Source organism: Pseudoxanthomonas sp. YR558, assembly GCF_900116385.1.
GTDB lineage: Bacteria > Pseudomonadota > Gammaproteobacteria > Xanthomonadales > Xanthomonadaceae > Pseudoxanthomonas_A.
Window position 1 is genome coordinate 96,385 of record NZ_FPCI01000001.1, and the last position, 19,581, is coordinate 115,965.

The window sequence follows — 19,581 nt, forward strand, 5'->3', positions numbered from 1 at the left end:
ACCCGCCGCGCGTTACCGGTGGGTGACAAATCCCTTCAAACGCTGATCACAAAGCTGAGATGCGCCCGTTCGATCAGCCACTGCTCAGTCTCAGCGGTTGAGACGCACGCATCGTTTCATGGCGCGATCCCGCAACGAGATGCGCCATGCCCGCCCAGACCTCGCTCGTCCGCCATTACGCCCGCGATGCAGCGGTGTTGCCCGCGGAGCCTGGCGACGGCAACGCGCTGGCCGAGCGGCTGGCGGGCAAGTATCACGACCGCGTGACGGGGCGATTCGTCATTCCAGGACGCGAGGGACGCTACGAGGGACTGCCTGATGATCTTCCGCCGGCACTCGCCGCCGCACTACGCGCGCGTGGCATCGGCCGGCTGTATTCGCACCAGGCCGAGGCGTGGACGGCGGCGCAGGCGGGCAAGCACCTCGCGATCGTCACGCCGACCGCTTCGGGCAAGTCGCTGTGCTACACGATGCCGGTGGTGGCGTCGGCGCTCTCGCGCAAGGGCAAGGCGCTGTACCTCTTCCCGACCAAGGCGCTGGCGCAGGACCAGGTGGCCGAGTTGCTCGATCTCAGCCGCGCCGGCGATCTCGGCCTGAAGGCGTTCACTTTCGATGGCGATACACCGGGCGATGCACGCCAGGCGATTCGCCTGCACGGCGACATCGTGGTCAGCAATCCGGACATGCTGCATCAGGCCATCCTGCCGCACCACACGAAGTGGGCGCAGTTCTTCGAGAACCTGCGCTACGTGGTGATCGACGAGGTGCATACCTACCGCGGTGTGTTCGGCAGCCATGTCGCCAACGTGCTGCGTCGTCTCAAGCGCGTGTGCGCGTTCTACGGCGCAGACCCGCAGTTCATCCTGTGCTCGGCCACCATCGGCAATCCCAAGACGCATGCCGAGGCGTTGATGGAGGCCGATGTCGAAGCGATCACCGAATCCGGTGCGCCCACCGGCGACAAGCACGTGTTGCTGTGGAATCCGCCGGTGGTCAATCCCGATCTCGGCTTGCGCGCATCGGCGCGGTCGCAGAGCAACCGGATCGCGCGGGTGGCGATCAAGGCCGGGCTGAAGACGCTGGTGTTCGCGCAATCGCGCACGATGGTGGAGGTGCTGACGAAGTACCTGAAGGACGTGTTCGACCATGATCCGCGCAAGCCGGCGCGCATCCGTGCCTACCGCGGTGGCTATCTGCCCACCGAGCGACGGGAGGCCGAGCGTGCGATGCGCGACGGACGCGTGGACGGGATCGTGTCCACCTCCGCGCTGGAACTGGGCGTGGACATCGGCAGCCTGGATGCGGTGGTGCTGAACGGCTATCCGGGTTCGATCGCCGCGACCTGGCAGCGCTTCGGTCGTGCGGGTCGTCGCCAGCAGGCGTCGCTGGGCATTCTCGTGGCCAGTTCGCAGCCGCTGGACCAGTACGTGGTGCGGCACCCGGAGTTCTTCGCCGACAGCCCGCCCGAACATGCACGCATCGCGCCGGACCAGCCGATGATCCTGCTCGACCACATCCGCTGCGCCGCCTTCGAGCTGCCGTTCCTGGCCGGCGAGATGTACGGGCCCGTCGATCCGTCGCCATTCCTGCAGCTGCTGGATGAAGACAGTGTGGTCCATCGCGAGGGCGATCGTTACGAATGGATCGCCGACAGCTATCCGGCCAACGCGGTCAGCCTGCGCTCGGTGGCGGACGGCAATTTCGTTGTGGTCGACCGCACCGATGGGCGCCAGGTGATCATCGCAGAAGTGGATTTCAGTGCTGCGCCACTGACCCTGTACGAGGGCGCGATCCACATGGTGCAGTCCACGCCCTACCAGGTGGAACGGCTGGATTGGGAAGGCCGCAAGGCCTACGTCACCCGCACCCACGTGGACTACTACACCGACGCCATCGACTACACGAAATTGAAGGTGCTGGAGCGCTTCGATGGCGGCATCGCGGGGCAGGGCACCTGCCACCACGGCGAGGTGCATGTGGTGCGACGCGTCGCCGGCTATAAGAAGATCCGCTACTACACGCACGAGAACATCGGCTACGGGCCGGTGAACCTGCCGGACCAGGAGATGCACACCACCAGCCTGTGGTGGCAACTGCCGCCGCAGGTGCTGGAAACCTCGTTCGGATCGCGGCAGGAGGCGCTGGATGGCTTCCTTGGCGCGGCGCATGCGCTGCACATCGCCGCGACCGTCGCGGTGATGGCCGAGGGTCGCGACCTGCAGAAGGCGGTGGGCGATGGCGACGGCGCGTGGTTCGCGCTGCCGGATACGCAGGGCAGGGGGCAGTTGCGCGGTGGTGAAGGCCAGTTGCTGTCGCCGACGTCGGGGGATCGCTTCGTGCCGACGGTGTATCTGTACGACAACTATCCTGGCGGCATTGGCCTGAGTGAGCCGCTGTGGCGACGCCAGCAGGAGCTGGTGCGCCGCGCGGCGGACCTGGTGGACCGTTGCGACTGCAAGGCCGGTTGCCCCGCCTGCGTGGGCCCGGTGCTGGCCGCCGACGAAGACGCCGAGACCACGCCGCGTGCGCTCGCCAGGCGCGTGCTGCACCTGCTGGATGCTGCATGAGCATCAGTCTGGAGACCCTGCAGCGGCTGCGGCGGCAGGCAGGCCATGCGGCGGCGCCGGCACCGGTGGCGCGCATCGCGGAGTCGGTCCTCGAGCCCGAACCGATCGCGGCGTTGCGGCGCATGCTGGGTATCCGCGAGCGCGCGCGCCCGGCGCTGCCTGTGCCCGCGCGCGACCGCCACCTGCCGGGCACCGAAATCGCGCCGGGGCTGTTGCTGCTCGAAGACGTGCTTCCGTTCGACAACGTACCGGATGACGTGGACGGCACGTTCGCACGCACCGGCCCGTTGCCCACTGCCGGCATGCTGTTCTTCGATACCGAAACGACGGGGCTGTCCGGCGGTACCGGTACGCGTGCCTTCATGGTGGGCGCGTCGGATTTCGTGCCCGGCGGACTGCGCGTGCGTCAGCTGCTGATCACGCACCTATCGGCCGAGCCGGCGATGCTGCGCGAGTTCTCGCGCTGGCTGGGGGAAGATACGCGACTAGTCAGCTACAACGGCCGCTGCTACGACGCGCCCCTGCTGGCCACGCGTTACCGGCTGGCGCGGCAGGGCACGCCACTGGCCGGACTCGAACACCTGGACCTGCTGTTTCCCACGCGACGTCGGTATCGCGGCGTATGGGAGAACTGCCGCCTGGGCACCATCGAGCGCCATGCGCTCGGCATCGTCCGCGAAGACGATCTGCCGGGTTCGGAAGCGCCGGGCGCGTGGCTGCAGTACCTGCGGGGCGGCGATGCCGGATTGCTGCGACGCGTGCTGCTGCACAACTTCCAGGACGTGGTGACGCTGGCGCGGCTGCTGATGCATTTGTCGGCACCGGATGCCAGTGCGGCGGAAGAGGGAAGCGTGTTTACCTGCGCGTCTTCTTGACCGCGCAGGTAGGCAGGCGGATGCTGGCGCCGTCGGAGTCCACGAAGACGCACTGCCTGTCCGCCCTGCCACAGGAGCCGTCCCATGCACCGTTCCGTTGTCCTCTGCCTGCTGCTCGCCGGCGCATCGTCCACCGTCGCCGCAAAAGACGCGTTGCCGGCCGTCGATCGCTTCCACATCGGTGCGGGACGTTACTGGGCCGACCACGATCTGGACACGCGGTGGGATGCCAGCGACGGGTCGCTCGGCACCCATGTCAATTTCCAGCGCGATCTGGGATTCATGGACCGCCAGGATGCACTGACCTGGACCATCGGCGGCAGCCTGGGGGAAGAACGCCGGCATGCGTTCGAAGCGTTCGGCTACGACTACGACGATGACACGGTCCGCCTGTTGGACCGCACGCTGCTGATCGGCGACAACGCGTATCCGGTGGATGCGGCGTTCACCGGTCGCCTCGACCTGAAGATCACCGGCGTCTCGTACACCTGGTTCTTCCTGCAGAACGGGCGACGGGCCGCCGGTGTGGGCCTCGGCGCGATGCGGTACGACATCGAGGCCGACCTCGACGCCACGGCTACCGTGGCCGGATCCCCGGTGGCGTATGCGAACGATCTGTCCGAGGCGGAATGGGCGCCGATGTTGCGCGCCGAGTACGCACAGTCGCTCTCGGCGCATTGGCGCTGGGGCGCCTCGCTGGCGTACACGCGGAAGAACAGCGGTAACGTCACCGGCGACGCGCTGGATGCGCAAGTGGAACTGGAATACTTTCCCTGGGAGCATTTCGGCTTCTCGCTGCGCTACAACTACAACGACGTGGACCTCGATTTCGAGCGTTCCCGCTTCGACGGCAATCTCAACCTCAACAACCGCGGACCGCAGTTGCTGGGGAAGTTGCGCTTCTGACATGCCGCGCTGTCGGGGATCCACCGACAGCGGAGTGTGAAGCGCTGCGCACTACGCCACATCGCCGTTCAAGAAGCGGCAGGGGCGGCCGACATCCTTGCTAGATTTCATCCCGTCCGTGCCCCGCAACCGCGTGGCACGCATTGAACCTGCAAGAAAAAAGGGGCCGTGCCTTGCGCATTCTGTACGTTGGCGATACCGCCTGCCTGCCTGACGACCTGGCCGACTACATCGGCGACATGGGAGACGAATGGACCGTGGAGACGGTCGTCGACGGCAAATCGGCGATGTTCGCGGTCGCCAACGGGCCGGTCGACGTGGTGATGGTCGGCCCCGGCCTGCCGGACCTGCCGCCGGCGACGTTGCTGGGCCAGATCCGTACGCTGCGCCCTGAGACGATCCGCATCGCACTGCTGGAAGGCAGCGCCGACAGCCTGTCCGCACCGATCAAACTGATCGGCGTGGCGCACCGCTTCCTGCCGCTGCCGCTGTCGTCGGAAACAGTGCTGGAATCGATCCACAGCCTGGAAGAACTACGCGACCTGCTCGACAGCCCGCGCCTGCGCCGGGCGATCGGCCGCGTCGAACACCTGCCCTCGCCGCCGCATCTCTATTTCGCGCTGACGCGCGCGCTGGAAGAAGACGAAGGCACCGCCAACGACATCGCCACGCTGGTGGCCGGCGACCCGGCCATCGCGGCCAAGGTGTTGCAGCTGTGCAACTCGGCGTACTTCTCCAATGGCCGCTCGGTCACCGACCTGCGCGCCGCCGTGACGCGGCTCGGCCTAGGCACGTTGCGCGACCTGGTGCTGGCCAGCGAGGTGTTCTCGATGAAGACCACCTCCAGTGTCGACCGTGCCGCGCTGCAGAACCGTGCGCTGCTGGCCTCGCGCCTGGCGGCGAAGATCCTGCCGCGCACCAGTTCCGAACTCGGTGCCACCGCGGCGCTGCTGGCCGACATCGGCCTGCTGCTGCCGGGCGTGCGCGACGAGCGCGATACGCCGGCGAGCGAGGACGACGACCGCCCCGGCCACACCGAGGCGGGTGCCTACCTGCTCGGCCTGTGGGGCCTGCCAATGCCGATCGTCGAGGCGGTGGCGTTCCATCGCCAGCCGCAGCGCTCCAGCCTGCGCAGCTTCTGGGTGCCCGGTGCCGTGCACGTGGCCGGCGCGCTGGCCAGCAACGAGCCGGTCGACGAGAGCTACCTGAAGTCGCTGGGCGTGCTGGACCAGTTGCCCAACTGGCGCCAGATGGCCGAAACCCTGGTCGAGCGCGCCGAGGAACAGGCGGCCTGATCGCCCGACGGGCAGGGGTTCGCTAGCCGATACACGGCGCCCCTGCCAGTCTCGCCTTGTGCGACGGATGGGTGTACAAATGTACACCCATGAACCCCGTCGACCTGCCTCCCCAACGTGCCGCCGTCCTGGCCTTCCTGCGCCGCGAGCTGGCGGCCGGGCGCGCGCCCAGCCTGGCGGACATCGCCGGGGCCTTCGGCTTCGCCTCCCGCAATGCCGCGCAGAAGCATGTGCAGGCGCTGGTCGCCGACGGCCTGCTGGAACAGGCCCCGGGCCAGAAGCGCGGCCTGCGCCTGCCGGGCGGCATGGCCGACCTGCTGCCGTTGCCCGTGCTGGGCCGGGTGGCCGCCGGCCAGCCGATCGGCGCCGACATCGGCCTGGACGAGCAGGTGTGGCTGGACCGCCGGCTGTTCTCGCCGCAGCCCGATTACCTGCTGAAGGTGCAGGGCGATTCGATGATCGACGACGGCATCGTCGATGGCGACCTGGTCGGTGTGCACCGCACGCCGGAGGCGCGCGACGGCCAGACCGTCGTGGCCCGCATCGACGGCGAGCTGACCATCAAGCGCCTGCAGCGCGAGCGCCGGCGCATCCGCTTGTTGCCGCGCAATCCCGCGCACGCGCCGATCGAGGTGCAGCCGGGGCAGGACTTCGCCATCGAAGGCGTGTACTGCGGCCTGGTGCGCCGCGGTTGAGATGGGCGCCGTCGTCGCCCTCGACACGCTGTTGGCTGCGCGCACGCTGTGGCACGCGGGCCGCAGTGCGGCGATCGCCGCCGATGGCGAACCCACCGGCCATGCGGCGCTCGACGCGCTGCTGCCGCAAGGCGGCTGGCCACGCCGCGCCTTGACCGAACTGCTGCTGCCCGCCGACGGCGTGGGCGAACTGGCCTTGCTGTTGCCCACGCTGGCGCGGATGACCCAGGCGGGCAGTGCGGTAGCGGTGATCGCGCCGCCCTACGTGCCGTATGCGCCGGCCTGGCAGGCCGCGGGCGTGGACCTGGCGATGCTGGAGATCGTCGAAGCCGCGCCACGCGATGCGTTGTGGGCGTTCGAGCAATGCCTGCGCAGCGGTGCCTGCGCCGCCGTGCTGGGCTGGCCCACGCACGCCGACGGGCCTGCGCTGCGCCGGCTGCAGGTGGCGGCCGACAGTGGCGAATGCCTGGGCTTCGCACTGCGCGACCGTCGCCATGCGGCCAATCCCTCGGCGGCCGCGTTGCGCGTGGAAGCCACGCGCGATGCGCAGGGCGGTACGCAGTGGCAGGTACGCAAATGCCGGGGTGGGCCGGCGCCTGCGCAACCGTTCGCGCTGGTCGCGCATTGAGGCCCGCGCATGCTCTGGGCCTGTGTACTGCTGCCGCAGCTGGCGCTGGACGCCGTCCTCCGGCGTTTGCCTGACCCCGACGCGCCGCTGGCGCTGGTCGGCGGTGCCGTGCAGCTGCGTACCTTGCAGGCGGTGAATGCCGCTGCCGCGCAGGCGGGCCTGCGGGCCGGCATGCGATTGACCGCTGCGCACGCGTTGCTGCCCGAGTTCGCGATGGTCGAACACGATCCGCCAGCCGAAGCGCGCTGGCAGCGGTTCCTCGCCGCCTGGGCGTACCGCCACAGCTCGCTGGTCAGCGCACAGTGGCCGGGCTGCCTGGTGCTGGAGGTGCGCGCCAGCTTCCGTCTGCTGGGGCCCTGGCCGCGCATCGAGGCGCGGTTGCGTGAGGAACTCGGTCTGCTGGGTTTCCAGCATCGCCTCGCGCTGGCACCCACGCCGCGCGCGGCGCATGTGTTCGCCGGTCTGCGCGACGGATTGGCGGTGATGCAGCCGGCGGCGATGGCGGAGATGCTGGACCGCGTGCCGGTGCGCCGCGCGCGCCTGCCGGACGATGCCGGCGAACGCCTGCATCGCATGGGCATCCGCGACCTGCGCACACTGCGCGACCTGCCACGCGACAGCGTGCGCCGTCGTTTCGGCTTGCCGGTGCTCGACCACCTGGATCGCCTGTACGGCCAGGCCGACGATGCGCTGGCGTACTACGCGCCGCCGGACCACTTCGATGCGCGCATCGAACTCGGCTACGAAGTCGAGAGCCACATGGCACTGCTGTTCCCGCTGCGCAGGCTGATCGGCGATCTGTCCACCTACCTGTCGATCCGCGACGGCGGCGTGCAGCGTTTCGTCCTGCGGTTGGAGCACGAGGAAGGCCACACCGATGTCGAGGTGGGCCTGCTCGCCGCCGAACGCGAACCGGCGATGCTGTTCGAACTCACCCGCAACCGCCTGGAGCGCGTGCAGATCGCGCAGCCGGTGGTCGGCGTGCGCCTGCTGGCACGCGAGCTGCCGCCGTTCGTGCCGGCCGCGCGCGATCTGTTCGATACGCGACCGCAGCAGCAACTGCCGTGGCCGCAGTTGCGCGAACGCCTGCGCGCGCGCCTGGGCGACGAGGCGGTGCACCGCGTGGCACCGGCCGGCGATCCACGCCCGGAACGCGCGTGGCGACGCGTGCAGGGCGATGGCGGGCGCATCGAGCAGGCGCCGCTGCGTCCGCCACGCCCGACCTGGTTGCTGCCGCAGCCGGTGCCGCTGCGCGATCCGCACCCGCGCATCGTCTCCGGCCCGGAGCGGCTGGAGAGCGGCTGGTGGGACGGCGGGGACGCGCGCCGCGACTACTACGTGCTGGAGACCTCGCAGGGTCAGCGCGCCTGGGCGTTCGCGCCGCCGGGCGAGCAGGGCGGTTGGATGCTGCACGGGTGGTTCGCATGAGCCGCGACGAAGAGCGCGGCGATTACCCGGGCTCGCATGTGCCGCGCGCCTGGGAGACCGCGCATCGGCTGCGGGCGCATGCGGCGGCCAATGACGATGCGCCCACCGCCGACGGCCTGCCGGCCTATGCCGAACTGCACTGTCTGTCGGACTTCTCTTTCCTGCGTGGCGCCTCCAGTGCGGAGGACCTGTTCGTCCGCGCCAAGCATTGCGGCTACGACGCGCTGGCGATCACCGACGAATGCTCGTTGGCCGGCATCGTGCGCGGACTGGAAGCGTCGCGCGCCACCGGACTGAAGCTGATCGTCGGCAGCGAGTTCACGTTGAAGTGCGGCCTGAAGTGCGTGCTGCTGGTGGAAACCCTCGCCGGATACGTGCGCCTGTGCGAAGTGATCACCACGGCGCGCCGCGCGAGCCCCAAGGGCAGCTATGCATTGACCCGGCAGGACGTGGAGCGGGTACTGGGCGAAGGCGATCCGGAAACGGGCGGGTTGTTCGCGCTGTGGCTGCCGGCCCGCATGCCGGACGAAGCGCAGGGGCGATGGCTGCAACAGGTGTTCGGCGCGCGGGCGCACCTGGCGGTGGAGCTGCATCGGGAGCAGGACGATGCCGCACGTCTTCAGCAACTGCTCGATCTGTCGGCACGGTTGGCGATGCGGGCCGTCGCCGCCGGCGACGTGCACATGGACGTGCGCCGGCAGCGGGCGTTGCAGGACACGATGACGGCGATCCGCCACACGGTGCCACTGGCCGAGTGCGGCGGACACCTGTTCCGCAACGGCGAACGCCACCTGCGCTCGCGCCGGGCGTTGGGCAACATCCATCCGCATGCGTTGCTGGAAGGGGCGGCCGCGTTGGCGCGGCGTTGCACGTTCTCGATGGACGAAGTGCGCTATCGCTACCCGGCCGAACTGGTGCCGGACGGCCACACGCCGGCCAGTTGGCTGCGCGCGCTGACCGAGCGGGGCATGCGGGAACGCTGGAAGGATGGCGTGCCGCCCGCCATCGTCGCGCAGATCGACGAGGAGCTCGCGCTCATCGCCCGGTTGAAGTACGAAGCGTTCTTCCTGACGGTCGAGGACATCGTCCGCTTCGCCAGGTCGAAGGACATCCTGTGCCAGGGGCGCGGTTCCTCGGCCAATTCGGCGGTCTGTTTCGCGTTGGGCATCACCGTGGTGAATCCGGCCGAAAGCCGGCTGCTGATGGCGCGCTTCCTGTCCGAGGAACGCGGCGAACCGCCGGACATCGATGTCGATTTCGAACACGCGCGGCGCGAAGAAGTGCTGCAGTACGTCTACGCAAAGTATGGCCGCCGCCGTGCGGCGCTGGCCGCCACCGTCATCCGCTATCGCGGCAAGAGCGCGGTGCGCGACGTGGCCAAGGCCTTCGGCCTGCCACCGGACCAGATCGCGTTGCTTGCCGAATGCTTCGGCTGGGGCAATGGCGAGACGCCGATGGAGCAGCGCCTGCGGGAAGCCGGGTTCGATCCGGAGAATCCATTGATCCACCGCGTACTGGCGGTGACGACACAATTGCGCGGGCATCCGCGCCATCTCTCCCAGCATGTCGGCGGCTTCGTGATCAACGATGGACCGCTGTCCGAGGTCGTGCCGGTGGAGAACGCGGCAATGGACGACCGCACCATCATCCAGTGGGACAAGGACGACCTGGAGACGATGAAGTTGCTGAAGGTCGACTGCCTTGCACTGGGCATGCTGACCTGTATCAAGAAGGCCGTCGATCTGGTGACGCAGCATCGGGGCTACACGATCGACCTGGCCAGGTTGCCGCCGGGAGACAAGCGCACCTACACGATGATCCAGGCCGCCGACACGATCGGCGTGTTCCAGATCGAGTCGCGCGCGCAGATGAGCATGTTGCCGCGACTGAAGCCGAAGAATTTCTACGATCTGGTGATCGAGGTGGCCATCGTCCGTCCCGGCCCGATCCAGGGTGGCATGGTGCATCCGTATCTGCGGCGAAGGCAGAAGAAAGAAGCGGTGACGTATCCGTCCGAGGGCATCGAGGAGATCCTCGGCAACACACTGGGTATTCCGCTGTTCCAGGAACAGGTGATGGAACTGGTGATCCATGCCGGCTACACGCCCTCGGAAGCCGATGGCCTGCGTCGTTCCATGGCGGCGTGGGGCAGGGGCGGTGACATGACGCCGCATCGCGACAAGATCCGTCGGCTGATGGAGAAAAAGGACTATTCATCGGAATTCATCGACCAGATCTTCGAGCAGATCAAGGGGTTCGGTTCCTATGGATTCCCGCAGAGTCACGCGGCCTCCTTCGCCAAGCTGGTCTACATCAGCTGCTGGCTGAAGCGGCACGAACCGGCGGCGTTCGTCTGCGCACTGCTCAATGCGCAGCCGATGGGGTTCTATTCGGCCAGCCAGATCGTGCAGGACGCACGGCGGGGCCATTGGGCGGGACGGCCGCGTGTCGATGTCCGTCCCGTGGATGTGGCCTGCAGCGACTGGGACAACACCTTGGAGGGTGGCCGGATGCGCAGCGAGGCGGTTCGGAAAGGACAGGCCACCGTGCGGCTCGGCTTCCGCCAGGTCAGCGGGCTGTCGGAGACAGTGGGCAAGGCGATCATGGCCGCTCGCGCGCAGCGGCCCTTTGCCGACGTGCGCGATCTCTGCCTGCGTGCCAATCTCGACGAGAAGGCGCGCAGCGCGCTCGCCGAAGCCGGTGCGCTGCAGTCGCTCGCCGGCCATCGTCACGCGGCACGTTGGGCGGTGGCCGGCGTCGAACGCCAGCGACCACTGTTGCCGGGCAGTCCCGACGAGGACGACATCATGCTGCCTGCGCCTGGTCTGGTCGAAGATGTGCTGTCGGACTACCGCGTCACCGGACTGACATTGGGCACGCATCCGCTGGCTCTGCTGCGCGACCGCCTGCGCCGTGAGCGCGTGGTCGATTCGCGGCAGTTGCAGGATCTGCCGCACGGGCGCGGCGTGCACGTGGCCGGCATCGTCACCCAGCGCCAGCGGCCGGGCACCGCCAGCGGCGTCATCTTCGTGACGCTGGAAGACGAACATGGGGTGATCAACGTCGTGGTCTGGGCGCGTATCGCCGAGCGCCGGCGCAAGGCCCTGCTCGGTGCGCGTCTGCTGGGCGTACGCGGACGCTGGGAGCATGTGGATGGCGTCCGCCACCTGATCGCCGAGGACCTGCACGACTTCAGCCACCTGCTGGGCGAGCTGCAGACCAGCTCCCGCGACTTCCATTGAGGCGATGATGCGCGCACTCGCCACCCTCACCGACGACCTGTTCGCGCCCGCGATGGTGCAGCTGGTGGACGATGCCGAAGGCGGCGTCCGTTACTGGCCGGAGGTCATCGATCCGCTGACGGCTCGCGCTTGGTTCGACAGGCTGCGGGCGAGCGCGGCGTGGACGCACCTGCAGCGTCCGATGTACGACCGCATCGTCGACGTGCCGCGGTTGCTGGCTAACTACGCCGTGGACGCATTGCCGGACGAACTGCCGCTGGCCGCGCTGCTCGCCCGCGTGCAGGCGAAGGCGCCTGCGCCGTATTCGCGTATCGGCATGAACCTCTACCGCGACGGTCACGACAGCGTCGCCATGCATGGCGACAAACTGCATACCGTGGCGGCGGGCCATCCGATCACGCTGGTGTCGCTGGGCGCGCCACGGCGGATGCTGATCCGTGCCCGCGAAGGCCGTCGCGAGACGGTGGCGGTGGATCTGGCGCCGGGCAGCGTGCTGTCGATGAGCCATGCGTCGCAGAGCACCCATGAGCATGGCATTCCGAAGACGCGGCGCGCGCAGGGGCCGCGGATCAGCGTGGTGTTCCGCGTGCGGCCGGCATCGCCTGTGGGAACAGGTGTGGGAGCGACGTAAGTCGCGATGAGGCGTTACCGGTGGTCCATCGCGACTTACGTCGCTCCCACAAGAATCCCGTCTTCCAAAAAAACGCCGCGAGAGATCGCGGCGGGAGGGTCAAGGACTGCTTGAAAAGGGGCGTGCGCCGCCGTCAGCCCATCAGCTTGAACAGTGACAGCGACTGCATCTGCATGAAGACCGTCTGTGCGGCCTGCAGCGCGGTGTTCTCCATCTGGTAGCGGCCGATGGCTTCGGCCCAGTCCAGGTCGCGCAGGGTCGACAACGTGCCCTGCAGGGTCACGTTGTTGGCTTCGCGCAACGCCGCCGCATCGTCGATAGCGGATAGCTGCGCACCGCCGCTGGCGCGCGCATCGATCATCTTGCTCTGCGCAGTGGCGACGTCGCGCATCGCGGCCTGCAGGTTGTTCTGCATGGCGGCGCGCTGCGCGTCGGTGGTGGGGTTGGTGTCCAGCGTGGTGATCAACCCCTGCACCGTGCCGAAGATGTCGCGTGAGCCGGCCGGGCCGAGGGTGAAGCTGTCGCCGTTGGCCGGCTGCCCGTCGATCTTCATCTGCACGCCCGCGAAGGCGATGCTCTCGCCCTTGGCGTAGGTTCCGGATGCCACCGGATTTCCGCCACTGTCCAGCACCTGGTAGGTATCGCCGGCGCCGAAGCTGAGCGTGTACGTGCCGCCGGTCCACGCCGTGGAGTCGGTAACGCTGAAATCCATCAGCAGGCCGGTGCCGGTGTTACCCGCGGCGGCTTGGCCATCGATGCGGCCATCGCCGGTGCGCAGGCGCAGGAAGACTTCGCTGCCTGGCAAGGTATCGGCGACGAACATGTCCGGCGCCACTTCCACCTGACGCTGGGTCTGATCACCGCTGTAGATCACGCCGCCGCCGGAGATCGCGAACGGCGCGCTGCCGTCGCTGGTACCGCCGAACAGGTAGCGCCCGGCGCCATCGGTGCTGTTGGCCAGGTCGAGCAGGCCGGCGTAGATCGCTTTGAGTTCCGTGCTGATCGCCTTGCGGCTGTCTTCGCCCATCGCGGCGTTGTTAGCCTGGATGACGAGTTCGTTGACGCGCGCCATCGCATCGCCGACCTGGGTCAGCGCGTTCTCCTGCAGGCCCAGGCGGTTCTGCACGGCATTGGCGTTCATGCCGAAGCGTTCGAGTTCGGCCACGGCGCGGTCCAGGCCGACGGCCGTGCCGGCGGCCACGGGATCGTCCTTCGCGGTGACCAGGCGCTGGCCGCTGGCCAGCTGCTGCTGGGTGTGCGCCAGCTTCGCCTGCTTGGCCAGCATCGTCGTGATCGACTGCTGGTACATCATGCCGGTGGAGATGCGGTAGTTCATCGGCGGGTCGCGGCCAGGAGGGATTGGAAGAGCGTGTCGGCGGTGGCGATGATCTGCGACGCCGCCTGGTAGGCCTGTTGCAGCCGCATCAGGTCGGCGGCTTCTTCGTCCAGGTTCACGCCGGAAACCGCGTCGCGCGCGGCCTGCGCCTGGTCGTGGATGACCTGCTGCGCCTGCGCGGAGTAGTCCGCCTGTCGCGCCGCCGAACCGACCTGCGTGGTCAGTCCGCCGATCGCGCCGTTGAGGGTCAGCGTGCCGCCGTTGAGTACGCGCGCATCGTCCAAGTTGGACAGCAGCTTGGCGTTACCGTTGTCGCTGGAGTTGGCGCCGGTCGGACCCACGCTGAAGGTGTCGCCGGCGGCGGGCGCGCCGTCCAGCACCACGCTCCAGCCGTTGTAGGCGACGGTCTGGCCCGGCGTGTAGGCGAACGGGCCGGTGCCGTTGATCGTGTACTGGGTGGCGTCGATGAATTCGATGTCGACCGGGGCCAGCAGCCCCGCGTTCGCGGCATCGGTGACCTTCAGGCCGCTGAGCTTGCCGGTGCCGGTATTGGTCAGGTCGGTGGTCGCCTTCACCGGTGTGGCGGCGGCGATGCGGCTCGGATCGGTGATCGCCACGCTCAGGTTGCCCGCCGCGCCGGCAGTGGGCTGCAGCAGGAAGCGGTCATTGTTCGCCGGCGTGCCGGAGGCCAGCACGACTTCGATGCCGTTGACCACCAGCGGATCGGCGGCGGTGCCGGTGCCGGTCATCGGAATGCTGGCACCGGTATCCGGATGCGTCGCCACCCAACCCGTTCCGTCGAAGCGCAGCAGCACGTTCTGCGCATTCAGGCCGGCCACGCTGCCGACCGACGTGGTCAGGTTGGCGTTGCCGGTGTTGTTGGCGTTGGACGAGATGCGCGGCGCGGGCAGGGAGAAGAAATCCGCGCCCATCTGCCCGTACAGGTCCATGCCCGCGCGATGGCCTTCATTGAAAGTCTGCGCCAGCGAGGTGGCGACACGGCCGAGTTCGGCCATCGCCGGGTCCAGCACCGTGGTGCGGAACTCGACCAGGCCACCGATCTGTCCGCCCAGCGCGCGCTTGTCGAGCGTCACGCGCTGGCCATTGGTTTCCAGTGCGACCTGCAGGCGTTCCGGGCGATAGGGATCGGCCACGGTAACCAGCGTGCTGGCGGAGGTGCCGACCACCAGCGGCTGGCCGCCGGCGCTGAAGACATTGACCAGTCCACCGTCCTGGGTGATCGCGTTGCCGCCGGTGAAGCCGACGAGTTCGCTGATCAGCTGGTCGCGGCGATCCAGCAGGTCGCCCGACGGGCTGCTGCTGCCGCCGATCTGGCCATTGAGCTGGGCGATCTCCTTGGCCAGCCGGTTCACTTCGCCGGTGGCGGCGGTGAGGCCGGCGTTGACCTCGGTGTCCAGGCCGTCGAGGTGCTGGTCGATCTGGCGGAAGCGGGTGACCAGGGCATTCGCCTGCGCCAGCACGCTTTCGCGGTCGGCCGAGCCGGCGGCGTTGGACGACAGTGCGTTGACCGAATCGAAGAAGCTCGACCACGGCGCGCTGATGCCGGTGGCCTTCTCGGAAAACAGCTGGTCGAGCCGCGTGGACATCACCGACAGCTGCTGCAGGCGCGAGAGTTCGCCGCCGCTGTCAAGCAGGCGCGAGGTGGCCAGCGAATCGGCCATCCGGCGGACGTCGACGATCTGCACGCCGTTGCCCTGGTAGCCGTAACCGAAGTACGTGCCGTCGCGCGCCTCGAACTCGGTGCGCTGGCGCGAATAGCCCGGCGTGTTGATGTTGGCGACGTTGTGGCCGACGGTCGAGAGCGCCCGCTGGAAGGCGATCAGGGCGCTGCTGCCGGTGGCGAGTAGGTTCGACATGCGTTATCCCCAGGTCAGCGCCGCAGCGCGTTGCCGATGGCGTTGCCCACGGCGTTGCCGACCGGGCCGCCCACCGTGGTGCCGATCGTCGACAGCACCTTGCCCAGCGTGGGACCGTTGGCGATGGAGGCGATCTTGTTGGCGTAGGTCGGGTCGGTGGCGTAGCCGGCGCGCTGCAGGCCGCGGGCGAAGCCCACGATGTCCTTGCCCGCCGACAGTGCCTGCTGGTAGCGCGGGTTGTTCTTCAGCATCCGCACGTAGTCGGCGAAGCTCTCGGCGGGCGACGAATACGCGCGGAAATCCGCGGTCTCGGTGTGCTTCACGCCATTCGTGTATTCGTGGGTGGCGGTGCGGGCGCGCTCGCCCTTCCAGCCGGTGGCCTTGATGCCGAACAGGTTGTGCGCGCTGTCGCCGTCGCCGGTCTTGATCTGGCGCTTGCCCCAACCGGTTTCCAGTGCGGCCTGCGCGACCAGTGCGCGCGGGTCCACGCCGAGTTCCTTGGCGGCCTTCTGTGCATGCCCCCAGATCTCGGCCACGAAGCGTTCCGGCGTGTTGCGGGCGTACTGGGACGGGTCGGCCGAAGCGACCTGTTCGACCTCGTCGCAGGCCGCGTCGGGACGCACGGTGATGGTGTCGAACGTGATCGTCTCCGGCATCGCCGAAGCGCCCTGCGTGTCGCGGCTGCCGATGCCGCGACCCGCGATGGCGTCGAGCATCGAGTCGGCATCGGTGCCCGGCAGCAGGCGCTTGTAGGCCGACAGCGCCGTCGTGGCGGGCACGGCGGGCGTGGCCGCATCGGTGGCGCCCAGCTGGCGCGCGATCATTGGGGCGAGCCCCAGGCCACGCCCTTGCGACATCGCGGTGGCGATCTGCTGGTCGTACATGTCGCGGAAGACCTGGTTTTCGCCCGGGAACAGCGAATCGCCGAAGCCCGCCTCGCGCATGCACTTGATCATCATCTGCGCGAACTGGCCCTCGAGCTTGCGCGCGACGTCGTGGATGCGCGCGTTGTCGGCCTTCGCGCTGACGTCGGCCAGCGGCAGAGAGGGGGTGAGGGCGCTGAGCGGGGCACTGGCCATGTCAGATCACCTCGAGCTCCGCGCGCAAGGCGCCGGCCTGCTTCAGGGCTTCCAGGATCGCGATCAGGTCGCCGGGCGCGGCACCGACTTCGTTCACCGCGCGGACGATCTCGTCCAGCGAAGTGCCGCCCTCGAATTTGAACATGCGGTTGCCTTCCTGGCTGACCGACACGCTGGACTGCGGCGTCACCACGGTGGTGCCGCCACGCGAGAATTCGTTCGGCTGGCTGACGTTCGCCGATTCGGTGATGGTCACCGTCAGCGAACCGTGCGTGACCGCCGCCGGCATCACCTTCACCTGCGCGCCGATCACCACGGTGCCGGTGCGCGCGTTGACGATGACCTTGGCCGGCGCGCTGCCGGGAGTGAGCTCCAGGTTTTCGATCTGGGCGAGGAAATTCACCCGGCGCGAGATGTCGGCCGGTGCACGCACGGCAACGGTGACCGCATCCAGCGCGTAGGCATTGCCGGCGCCGAAGTTCTGTTCCAGCGCCGCGACCATGCGCGACACCGTGGTGAAGTCGGCGCGATGCAGGTTCAGCGTGATGGTGCCTTCGCCGCTGTCCAGCGCATTGGGGATCGCGCGCTCGACGGTGGCGCCATTCGGAATACGGCCCACGCTGGGCACGTTGACCGACACGCGCGAGCCGTCCTTGCCCTGCGCGCCGAAGCCGCCGACCACCAGGTTGCCCTGGGCGATCGCATAGACCTCGCCGTCGGCACCGCGCAGCGGGGCCATCAGCAGGCTGCCGCCGCGCAGCGACGTGGCGTTGCCGATCGAAGACACGGTGATGTCGATGGGCTGACCCGGCTTGGCGAAGGCGGGCAGATCGGCATGGATGGCGACCGCCGCGACGTTCTTCAGCTGTGGATTGACGTTGGCCGGGACGTTGACGCCCAACTCGCCCAACATGTTCTTCAGGCTCTGCACGGTGAAGGGCGCCTGGCTGGTGCGGTCGCCGGTGCCGTCGAGGCCGACGACCAGGCCGTAGCCGACCAGCGGATTGCTGCGCACGCCGCCGACCTGGGCAAGATCCTTGATGCGCTCGGCGCGCGCAGCCGGCGCCAGGCAGATCAGCACCAGGCCGATCCAGGCCAGCAGGCCCAGCAGCGTGTAGGTGTCGATCCGGCGCGACTTCTTCGCAGGTGCCGGTGCAGCGCGGTTGGCTTCGTTGGCGTCCATCACGATGCTCAGTTCGGGAAGATCGGAGAGTTGAAGAAGCGGCCCAGCCAGCCCATCGAATTAGACTGCGCGATCGCGCCGCGGCCGCCGTAGGCGATGCGTGCGTCGGCGACCTTGCCGGAGGAGATGCTGTTGTCCGGGTTGATGTCGGCCGGGCGGACGATGCCCTGGATCTGCACCATCTCGTCGCCCTGGTTCAGGCGCATGTTCTTCTGGCCCTGCACGACGAGGTTGCCGTTGGGCAGGCGCTGGATCACGGTGACCGTCACGCTGCCCTGCAGCTTGTTGCTCTGCGCGCTGTTGCCGGCGCCGCTGAAGCCGCGGTCGCCATTGATCGAGGCGCTGAGCAGGTCGCGCCCGTTGAGCGTGAGCGGGGCACCGGCGATGTTCGGTGCGGCCAGGCTGACTTCGCTTTGCTTGTCCACTGAAGTGGTGGCCGAGGTCTGCGCGGTGGTGTTCTCCACCAGGTTGATCGTCAGCAGGTCGCCCACGTCGCGCGCGCGACGGTCGGCGTACAGGTTCAGGCCGGGGCCCGCGCGATAGATCGAACCCGCGGTGGCCGGCGCCTGCGCGGCGACCACCGGCTGGATGGGCTGCATCGGTGCGTAGGGACGCACGTCGCCGTAATAGCGCGCGCAACCAGGCAACAGGACCAGGGCGCAGGCGAGGGTGGTGGCGGACGTGGAGCGCTTCATGGCGAGCCTCGAGGAAGAGAGCGTCAGGCGGATCAGACGTTGTTGTTGAGGTAACCGAGCATGGAGTCGGTGGTGGAGATGGCCTTGGCGTTCATTTCGTAGGCGCGCTGGGTTTCGATCATGCTCACCAGCTCTTCCACGACGTTGACGTTGGAGCCTTCCAGCGAGCCCTGCACGACGCTGCCGAGGCCGTTGAGGCCGGGCGTGCCGTTCTGCGCGGGGCCGGAGGCGGTGGTCTCGACGTAGAGGTTCTCGCCCTTGGCCTGCAGGCCCGACGGATTGACGAAGTCGGTGAGCGTCAGCGAGCCGATCTCCAGCGCCTGGGCCTGGCCGGCCATGGTCACGCTGATGGTGCCGTCGGCGCCGATGGTCATCGACTGCGCGCCTTCGGGCACCTGGATGCCGGGCTGCACGGGGTAGCCGCTGTTGGTGACCAGTTCGCCCTGGGCGTTGATCTGGAACGAGCCGTCGCGCGTGTACGCCGGCGAGCCGTCCGGCAGGAGCACTTCGAAGAAGCCGCGGCCGTTGACCATGACGTCCAGCGAGCGCCCGGTCTGTTGCGGGTTGCCCTGCTGGAAGTCCTTCGAGGTCGACACGACGCGCACGCCGGTGCCGAGCTGCAGGCCGGACGGTAGTTGGGTCTGGGAGGAGGTGGAGCCACCGGGCTGGCGGACCTGTTGGTACAGGAGGTCTTCGAAGCTGGCGCGGTCGCGCTTGAAGCCGGTGGTGTTGGTGTTCGCCAGGTTATTGGAAACCACGGACATGCGCGTCTGTTGCGCGTCCAGTCCGGTCTTGGCGACCCAGAGGGCTTGGTTCATGGCGTGGTTCCTCGCGGGTGAAGGGGTGGAACCGCGCGATACGGTTCCTCGCCCCCTCTCAGGCAAGTCCTGTGCCGAAACGGGTGTCGTAAGTCCGGCGCGGGCGCCGGGGTCTGTGCGGCGGAAAGATGGCGGGCGGTGGGGCCGGAGATCTTATTGATGGACTGGCATGGCGCCGCTGGCCGTGGGGGCCTTACTTTTCTTTGCTTGTGCAAAGAAAAGTAAGCAAAAGAAACACCCCCCGGCGGTCCGCCCGCCGCTGAGCGGCGGGTGCGCAGTCCCGGCGGGAATTTTCGGACGGGGCATCCTGCCCCGGCCGAAAACGG

At 68.3% G+C, this 19,581-nt stretch carries 15 protein-coding genes; 9 read left to right on the forward strand and 6 right to left on the reverse strand.

The annotated features are described in order from the left end of the window. Positions 1 to 146: 146 nt before the first annotated feature. From BM365_RS00410 to BM365_RS00450, 9 genes are all read left to right on the forward strand, one after another. Entirely contained in the window at positions 147 to 2,567 is a 2,421-nt protein-coding gene (locus BM365_RS00410) for a DEAD/DEAH box helicase (protein ID WP_093485599.1), read from the forward strand. Further along, a complete protein-coding gene (locus BM365_RS00415; protein WP_093485601.1) occupies positions 2,564 to 3,442 on the forward strand; it encodes a ribonuclease H-like domain-containing protein in 879 nt (292 codons plus the stop codon). The genes BM365_RS00410 and BM365_RS00415 overlap by 4 nt, the downstream gene beginning before the upstream one ends. An 84-nt stretch (positions 3,443 to 3,526) precedes the next feature. After that, positions 3,527 to 4,348 carry a hypothetical protein gene (locus tag BM365_RS00420; protein ID WP_104367919.1) on the forward strand — a complete coding sequence of 274 codons (822 nt, stop codon included), beginning with the start codon at positions 3,527 to 3,529 and terminating at the stop codon, positions 4,346 to 4,348. A 173-nt stretch (positions 4,349 to 4,521) separates the two neighbouring features. Continuing rightward, positions 4,522 to 5,643, forward strand: a complete 1,122-nt coding sequence (locus BM365_RS00425) for an HDOD domain-containing protein (RefSeq protein WP_093485605.1) — start codon at positions 4,522 to 4,524, stop codon at positions 5,641 to 5,643. A gap of 89 nt (positions 5,644 to 5,732) precedes the next feature. Further along, positions 5,733 to 6,338: a transcriptional repressor LexA gene (lexA, locus tag BM365_RS00430; RefSeq protein WP_093485607.1), complete on the forward strand. Its 606-nt coding sequence runs from the start codon at positions 5,733 to 5,735 to the stop codon at positions 6,336 to 6,338. 1 nt (position 6,339) lies between these two features. After that, positions 6,340 to 6,966, forward strand: a complete 627-nt coding sequence (gene imuA / locus BM365_RS00435; protein WP_093485609.1) for a translesion DNA synthesis-associated protein ImuA — start codon at positions 6,340 to 6,342, stop codon at positions 6,964 to 6,966. Between the two features lie 9 nt (positions 6,967 to 6,975). Then, positions 6,976 to 8,394, forward strand: a complete 1,419-nt coding sequence (locus tag BM365_RS00440) for a Y-family DNA polymerase (RefSeq protein ID WP_093485611.1) — start codon at positions 6,976 to 6,978, stop codon at positions 8,392 to 8,394. Next, complete coding sequence (locus tag BM365_RS00445) at positions 8,391 to 11,636, forward strand: error-prone DNA polymerase (RefSeq protein ID WP_093485613.1); 3,246 nt, start codon at positions 8,391 to 8,393, stop codon at positions 11,634 to 11,636. The genes BM365_RS00440 and BM365_RS00445 overlap by 4 nt, the downstream gene beginning before the upstream one ends. A 7-nt stretch (positions 11,637 to 11,643) precedes the next feature. After that, complete coding sequence (locus BM365_RS00450; protein WP_093489333.1) at positions 11,644 to 12,267, forward strand: alpha-ketoglutarate-dependent dioxygenase AlkB; 624 nt, start codon at positions 11,644 to 11,646, stop codon at positions 12,265 to 12,267. 133 nt (positions 12,268 to 12,400) lie between these two features. Here BM365_RS00450 and flgL read toward each other — a convergent pair whose 3' ends face one another. From flgL to flgG, 6 genes are read right to left on the reverse strand one after another with little or no spacing between them, the layout of a single operon-like run. After that, positions 12,401 to 13,603, reverse strand: coding sequence for a flagellar hook-associated protein FlgL (flgL, locus tag BM365_RS00455; protein ID WP_093485615.1), 1,203 nt, complete (start codon positions 13,601 to 13,603; stop codon positions 12,401 to 12,403). Further along, positions 13,600 to 15,480 carry a flagellar hook-associated protein FlgK gene (gene flgK / locus BM365_RS00460; protein ID WP_093485617.1) on the reverse strand — a complete coding sequence of 627 codons (1,881 nt, stop codon included), beginning with the start codon at positions 15,478 to 15,480 and terminating at the stop codon, positions 13,600 to 13,602. Before flgK ends, flgL begins: the two co-directional genes overlap by 4 nt. 14 nt (positions 15,481 to 15,494) lie before the next feature. Beyond that, complete coding sequence (gene flgJ / locus BM365_RS00465) at positions 15,495 to 16,559, reverse strand: flagellar assembly peptidoglycan hydrolase FlgJ (RefSeq protein WP_093485619.1); 1,065 nt, start codon at positions 16,557 to 16,559, stop codon at positions 15,495 to 15,497. Position 16,560: 1 nt separating this feature from the next. After that, positions 16,561 to 17,742, reverse strand: a complete 1,182-nt coding sequence (locus tag BM365_RS00470) for a flagellar basal body P-ring protein FlgI (protein ID WP_093485621.1) — start codon at positions 17,740 to 17,742, stop codon at positions 16,561 to 16,563. A gap of 8 nt (positions 17,743 to 17,750) precedes the next feature. Next, entirely contained in the window at positions 17,751 to 18,437 is a 687-nt protein-coding gene (gene flgH, locus BM365_RS00475; protein ID WP_093485623.1) for a flagellar basal body L-ring protein FlgH, read from the reverse strand. Between the two features lie 32 nt (positions 18,438 to 18,469). Then, positions 18,470 to 19,255 (reverse strand): flagellar basal-body rod protein FlgG, encoded by a 786-nt coding sequence (flgG, locus tag BM365_RS00480; protein ID WP_093485625.1) that lies wholly within the window; start codon positions 19,253 to 19,255, stop codon positions 18,470 to 18,472. Positions 19,256 to 19,581: the final 326 nt, after the last annotated feature.

Coding starts and splice junctions, on each gene's coding strand:
- BM365_RS00410 (WP_093485599.1), top strand. CDS start 147: ATGCCCGCCCAGACCTCGCTCGTCCGCCATTACGCCCGCGATGCAGCG.
- BM365_RS00415 (WP_093485601.1), top strand. CDS start 2,564: ATGAGCATCAGTCTGGAGACCCTGCAGCGGCTGCGGCGGCAGGCAGGC.
- BM365_RS00420 (WP_104367919.1), top strand. CDS start 3,527: ATGCACCGTTCCGTTGTCCTCTGCCTGCTGCTCGCCGGCGCATCGTCC.
- lexA (WP_093485607.1), top strand. CDS start 5,733: ATGAACCCCGTCGACCTGCCTCCCCAACGTGCCGCCGTCCTGGCCTTC.
- imuA (WP_093485609.1), top strand. CDS start 6,340: ATGGGCGCCGTCGTCGCCCTCGACACGCTGTTGGCTGCGCGCACGCTG.
- BM365_RS00440 (WP_093485611.1), top strand. CDS start 6,976: ATGCTCTGGGCCTGTGTACTGCTGCCGCAGCTGGCGCTGGACGCCGTC.
- BM365_RS00445 (WP_093485613.1), top strand. CDS start 8,391: ATGAGCCGCGACGAAGAGCGCGGCGATTACCCGGGCTCGCATGTGCCG.
- BM365_RS00450 (WP_093489333.1), top strand. CDS start 11,644: ATGCGCGCACTCGCCACCCTCACCGACGACCTGTTCGCGCCCGCGATG.
- flgL (WP_093485615.1), bottom strand. CDS start 13,603: ATGAACTACCGCATCTCCACCGGCATGATGTACCAGCAGTCGATCACG.
- flgK (WP_093485617.1), bottom strand. CDS start 15,480: ATGTCGAACCTACTCGCCACCGGCAGCAGCGCCCTGATCGCCTTCCAG.
- flgJ (WP_093485619.1), bottom strand. CDS start 16,559: ATGGCCAGTGCCCCGCTCAGCGCCCTCACCCCCTCTCTGCCGCTGGCC.
- BM365_RS00470 (WP_093485621.1), bottom strand. CDS start 17,742: ATGGACGCCAACGAAGCCAACCGCGCTGCACCGGCACCTGCGAAGAAG.
- flgH (WP_093485623.1), bottom strand. CDS start 18,437: ATGAAGCGCTCCACGTCCGCCACCACCCTCGCCTGCGCCCTGGTCCTG.
- flgG (WP_093485625.1), bottom strand. CDS start 19,255: ATGAACCAAGCCCTCTGGGTCGCCAAGACCGGACTGGACGCGCAACAG.